Origin of the sequence: Agathobaculum sp. (assembly GCF_022775115.1) — a bacterium.
Lineage (GTDB): Bacteria > Bacillota > Clostridia > Oscillospirales > Butyricicoccaceae > Agathobaculum.
Genome location: NZ_JALFLA010000050.1, coordinates 1 through 4,890 on the forward strand (window position 1 = coordinate 1; position 4,890 = coordinate 4,890).

The 4,890-nt window shown below is 58.4% G+C and carries 4 protein-coding genes, 2 tRNA genes and 1 other RNA gene; 4 read left to right on the plus strand and 3 right to left on the minus strand.

Going from position 1 to position 4,890, the window contains the following annotated elements; genetic code table 11:
* Nucleotide 1: 1 nt before the first annotated feature.
* Nucleotides 2–346: RNase P RNA component class A (rnpB, locus tag MR935_RS06175), an RNA gene on the minus strand.
* Nucleotides 347–451: 105 nt separating this feature from the next.
* Here rnpB and murD point away from each other — a divergent pair.
* On the plus strand, nucleotides 452–1,813 hold the full coding sequence (murD, locus tag MR935_RS06180) for a UDP-N-acetylmuramoyl-L-alanine--D-glutamate ligase (protein WP_290571996.1): 1,362 nt from the start codon (nucleotides 452–454) through the stop codon (nucleotides 1,811–1,813).
* Nucleotides 1,814–1,856: 43 nt separating this feature from the next.
* On the opposite strand, the gene MR935_RS06185 is transcribed toward murD, so the two are convergent.
* Both MR935_RS06185 and MR935_RS06190 read right to left on the minus strand, forming a co-directional pair.
* A complete protein-coding gene (locus MR935_RS06185; protein ID WP_290571998.1) occupies nucleotides 1,857–3,206 on the minus strand; it encodes an MATE family efflux transporter in 1,350 nt (449 codons plus the stop codon).
* A 159-nt stretch (nucleotides 3,207–3,365) separates the two neighbouring features.
* Nucleotides 3,366–3,965: a TetR/AcrR family transcriptional regulator gene (locus MR935_RS06190; protein WP_290571999.1), complete on the minus strand. Its 600-nt coding sequence runs from the start codon at nucleotides 3,963–3,965 to the stop codon at nucleotides 3,366–3,368.
* Nucleotides 3,966–4,147: 182 nt separating this feature from the next.
* Between MR935_RS06190 and MR935_RS06195 the strand changes: the two genes are divergently transcribed.
* The 3 genes from MR935_RS06195 to MR935_RS06210 form a co-directional block, all read left to right on the plus strand.
* Nucleotides 4,148–4,232: transfer RNA gene (locus tag MR935_RS06195), tRNA-Leu, on the plus strand.
* Nucleotides 4,233–4,261: 29 nt separating this feature from the next.
* Nucleotides 4,262–4,347: transfer RNA gene (locus MR935_RS06200), tRNA-Leu, on the plus strand.
* Between the two features lie 430 nt (nucleotides 4,348–4,777).
* Nucleotides 4,778–4,890, plus strand: a 113-nt coding sequence (locus MR935_RS06210; RefSeq protein WP_290572001.1) for a helix-turn-helix domain-containing protein, incomplete at its 3' end; no start/stop codon positions are given.

The window sequence follows — 4,890 nt, forward strand, 5'->3', positions numbered from 1 at the left end:
TGGTGTCAGTGATGCGTAAGCCGGGTTCTGTCGTGGACGGTCATCTATCTGGGACGCGCGTTGCCGCGCGCCTCAAGCCGCCAGTCGGGACGGTCGGGCAGACCATGGTCCCAGTCGGCGTTGCTGCGGATAGAGTTTACAGGCCCCCCATGTTGCCATGGAGCGCGGTGAGCTCTTACCTCGCCTTTCCACCCTTACTCCGCCGGTGCGGAACGCGCCGGCAAAGCGGTATTTCTCTGTTGCACTATTCCTAGGGTCGCCCCCGGCGGACGTTATCCGTTATCCTTGCCCTGTGCAGCCCGGACTTTCCTCATACCTTGCGGTACGCGACCGTCTGCATCGCTGACGAGAAATAGTATACCGCAAAAAACGGCCCGCGTCAAACGCGGACTTGCAATTTCTGATAAATACGAGTATACTGAGTGAAGAAAAGATGCAGGAGACGCTTTTTATGACTGCTTTGGAACAATATTTTGGCGGCCTGTCGGATAAGCGCGTCGGCGTGATCGGTGCGGGTGTGAGCAACATGCCGCTGATTCGCATGCTGCGCGCGGCGGGCATCCGGGTCACTGTACACGATAAAAAAGACCCCACCGCGCTGGGGGACGGCTACGCGACGCTGGCTACGCTCGGCGTGGATTTTGCGCTGGGCGAGCACTATCTGGACGCGCTTGACGAGGACGTAATCTTCCGCACACCGGGCGTGCACCCGCGCTTTCTGGAAAAGGCGCGGCAAAACGGCTCGGAGATCACCAGCGAGATGGAGCTGTTCTTCGCGGTGTGCCCCTGCCCGATCATCGGCGTGACCGGCTCGGACGGCAAAACGACGACTACGACGCTCGTCGGTGAGATCCTGCGTCACGCAGGGTACACGGTGCATTTGGGCGGCAATATCGGCACGCCGCTGTTGCCGCGCGTGGGCGAGATGACGGCCGATGATCTGGCCGTGGTCGAGCTGTCATCCTTTCAGCTGATGGGCATGAAGCACTCGCCTCACATCGCGGCGATCACCAACCTGACGCCCAATCATCTGGACTATCACAAGGATTTTGACGAGTATGTGCAGGCGAAAACAGCTATTTATCGAAGCCAGAACGAAAATGACCGTCTGGTGCTCAATCTGGATGACGAGGTGACATGCTCGCTGCGCGCCTCGGGCAACCTGTTCTGCACGAGCAAGACGCGCGAGCTGGCCAACGGCGTGTTCCTCAAGGACGGCGTGCTCTATATCGCTGAAAACGGCGCGCGGCGCGAGCTGATGCCCGCGGCCGATATCCGCATCCCGGGCGCGCACAACGTATACAATATGATGATGGCTGCGGCCATCGTGCAGGGCTATGCGGCGGACGAGGATATTCGTGCAGTCGCCACCAGCTTTGGCGGGGTGGAGCACCGCATTGAGTTCGTGCGGGAGAAGGACGGCGTCAAATATTACAACGACTCGATCGCCTCCAGCCCGACGCGCACGATCGCCGGTCTGCAATCTTTCCAGCAGAGGGTCATCCTGATTGCGGGCGGATACGATAAGCATATTCCGTATGACGTGCTCGGCGAGCCGATCTGTGAGCATGTCAAAACGCTGGTGCTGACCGGCGCGACCGCGCCCAAGATACGCGACTGCGTGCTTGCGGCGGGCGAGGCGCAGCCGCCCATTATCGAGGTTTCGGATCTAGAAACCGCCGTGCGTGAGGCCGCGCGCATCGCAGAGGCGGGCGATATCGTCATCATGAGCCCGGCGAGCGCGTCGTTTGACCGTTTTAAGAATTTTATGGAGCGCGGCAATCTATTCAAAGCGCTGGTCAATGCGCTCTGACTATGAAAGGCCATGGCGAAATGATAAGGCCCCAAGCCGGATATCACCGGCTTGGGGTCTCTTGCGTTTTGTGCACATGGGATGAGGACGTGAGAAAGAAGCGAAACCCTGCGCCAGCCGACAGCAGGGCGGTCAGGCATTCGGCGGCGGGGAAGGTGAGCCACACACCGGTCACGCCGTAAAGCGCGGTTAGCAGCAGCAGGAGCGGCGCAATAGCGATCGGGCCGCGCACGAGTGAGAGCGCAAAGCCCGCGGACGGTCGTCCCGCCGCGCTGAGAAAGGCGGACAGGACGATGTTGACGCCCGCGCCCCAAAAGCCGGTGAAGTACAGCCGCAGTCCGGGTATCGCGTAGCGGGCAAGCGAGGGATCGTCCGCGCCGCCGAATACCGCAGTCAGCGCGGGCGCGAACCTGGCGGTCAGCGCGTAAAGCAGCGTGGCGATGCCGAGCGCGGTCAGTACGCCCCAGTGCAGCAGATGGCGGTGCGCGGCAGTCTCACCGGCGCCGCTCGCGCGGCTGACGAGCGGCTGCATCCCGGTCGCCAGCCCTTGCAGGATGGCCATGGCGACCAGCGATAGGTTGGCAATGATGCCATAGGCAGCGACAGCTGTGCTGCCGGCCAGACGCAGCAGCGTCAGGTTGAACAGAAGCAGCACGAGACCGGAGGACAGCTCGCCGATCAGCGTGGATACGCCGGGCGCACAGAGTGCGGGCAGCTGCGACAGTCTGAGCTGTGCGCGCCGCAGGTGAAAGCCGCGCGCCGCGCGGCGCAGGTGCGCGGACAGGCACAGCAGACTGACCATGGGGGAGATGCCGGTTGCCAGCGCCGCACCGAACAGGCCGAGCTGACAGGGAAAGATGAAAAGATAGTCGAAAACAATGTTGAACAGGCTGCCGGCAAGCATGGCGCGCATCGCACAGCCGGGATTGCCGTCCGCTCGGACAAAGGCGAGCAGCACATTGTTCATCACAAAAAAGGGGCTGAAGCTGAGTGCGGTGCGCAGATAGACGACGGTCAGCGGAAAGGTGTCGCCTGTCGCGCCGAGCAGCAGGGCGGCAGGCGCGGCTGCGCATACGGCGGCCAGCAGAAAGAGGACGCCGACGGCCAAGCCAAGCGACGCAGCACAGGTGAACACGCGGTCGGCGGCGTGGTCGTCGCCCTGCGCGCGGCAGAAGGCGTAGCGTGTCGCGCCGCCTACGCCGATCATCAGACCAAGACCGTTCATCAGCGTGTAGGCGGGAATGGCAAGATTGAGCGCAGCCAGCCCGGTCGCGCCGGTGCCGCGTGCGACAAAAAAGGTGTCGGCCAGCAGGTAGCAGGCAAGGCCGATCATGCCAAGAATGTTCAGAGAAATATAGCGGAAAAACTCACGCCGTTGTCGTGTGTGCTCCATTGGGGTATACCTCTTGATGGACTAAAATATAATTGGGCATGGAAAAATGCCGGTACCCTTCATCTGTGCGGCCTGCGGATGAAAAGCCCGGCGTTTATGCGCCTGTGTCTGGCGGAAAAGAAAACGCACGGTCATTATCTAGGATTGGCGTATGTATGGTCAAGGTGGCGGAGACAATGGTTGCTCCGCGCGGTATCCGTCGCGCAGCCTGCCGGGGCCTCGCCGGATCAGGTCATACAGCAGCAGAACGGTCTGCTCGGCGGAAAGCTCAGGCATATCGTCTGCGATCCACTCACTCAGCAGCGCGACCGCGCCATTGACAATAAAGGTAAAGATGAGCCGCTTTTTGTTTTCCTCGTCCGGCAGCATATCGCGCTGCCAGTTCAGGCGGAAGGCGGCATAGGTCATTTTATGTATGCGCAGGGCAACATACGGGTCATCCAGCAGCGCGTGCATCAGCATACGGCGGCGCGTATCCGCTTTGAGACGTGAAAGCACGGCGGCTAAGTCGCGCGGGTCGGGCGATAGGCCCTTGAGGTCGGCGCGGAACTGGTCGAGCAGCTGATCCTCGACCTCGCGCAGCAGCGCGTGTACGCCCGGGTAATGCAGATAGAAGGTGCTTCGGTTGATGTCCGCCTGCGTACACACATCCGTGACAGTGATCTCGCGCAGCGGCTTTTCGATCGCCAGCTCGATCAGCGCGTTGCGCAGCGCGCCGCGGGTGAACTGAACGCGGCGGTTTGGTTTTTTCTCCGGCATAGCGTGTCTCCTTTCCGGGTGAGTGTATTATAGCAGTGGCATATCATGAAGTCAACAGAGTGTCGATATAAATGCTGCCGCAAAAAAATAAAAAAACTGAAAAAATATGTTGACATTTGGAGAGTGATTCGATATAATACATATTGTCGCTGACAGTGAAGCGACTCGGCGAGTGAAAAAATGCGAGTGTGCTGGAACTGGTAGACAGGCACGTTTGAGGGGCGTGTGTCAATCGACGTACGGGTTCAAGTCCCGTCACTCGCACCACTTCCCTGAAACGGCAGACAACACAATATGCGGATGTGGCGGAATGGCAGACGCGCTAGCTTCAGGTGCTAGTGTTCGCAAGGACGTGGGGGTTCAAGTCCCCCCATCCGCACCAAGAAAATGTGCTGAAATCGTAAAGTTTCAGCACATTTTTGTTTGCCTTTGGCTATCCATATTTTAACTGACGACAGCTTGACGACAAAAGGATAATGGTACGACACAACAAAACCTATCTAGCAAGGTGCACGATGAGGTCTTTTTGATATTGTCAATATTGGTTGACACATTTATCTCAAAGATATCACTGCCTATACAGCCAATTGGAGAGATTGGTAGTATCTCTGACGCTTGATTATTGGAGGAAGTCCACCATTGGCAGAGCAGATCCTCCTGTTATTCCAGTAACTAATGAAGTATCTCCAAATGAGAACCTTCGGCGTTCGCCCGCTCTGATGGAACACCGCGATTGAGGATCCGGGAAACCGACGCGCTGTTTGAGGAACTATTTTCAGACTATCTAACAAAGGAGCGTGTAGCATAGCCATTTGAGCAAAACAGACCGTTATAAAATCGAAGCTATGTTGAATTCGCATTGTTCAAAGAAAGAGATTGCCGCAGAACTTCACGTGCATATCAGCACGGTTTACCGCGAGATTAA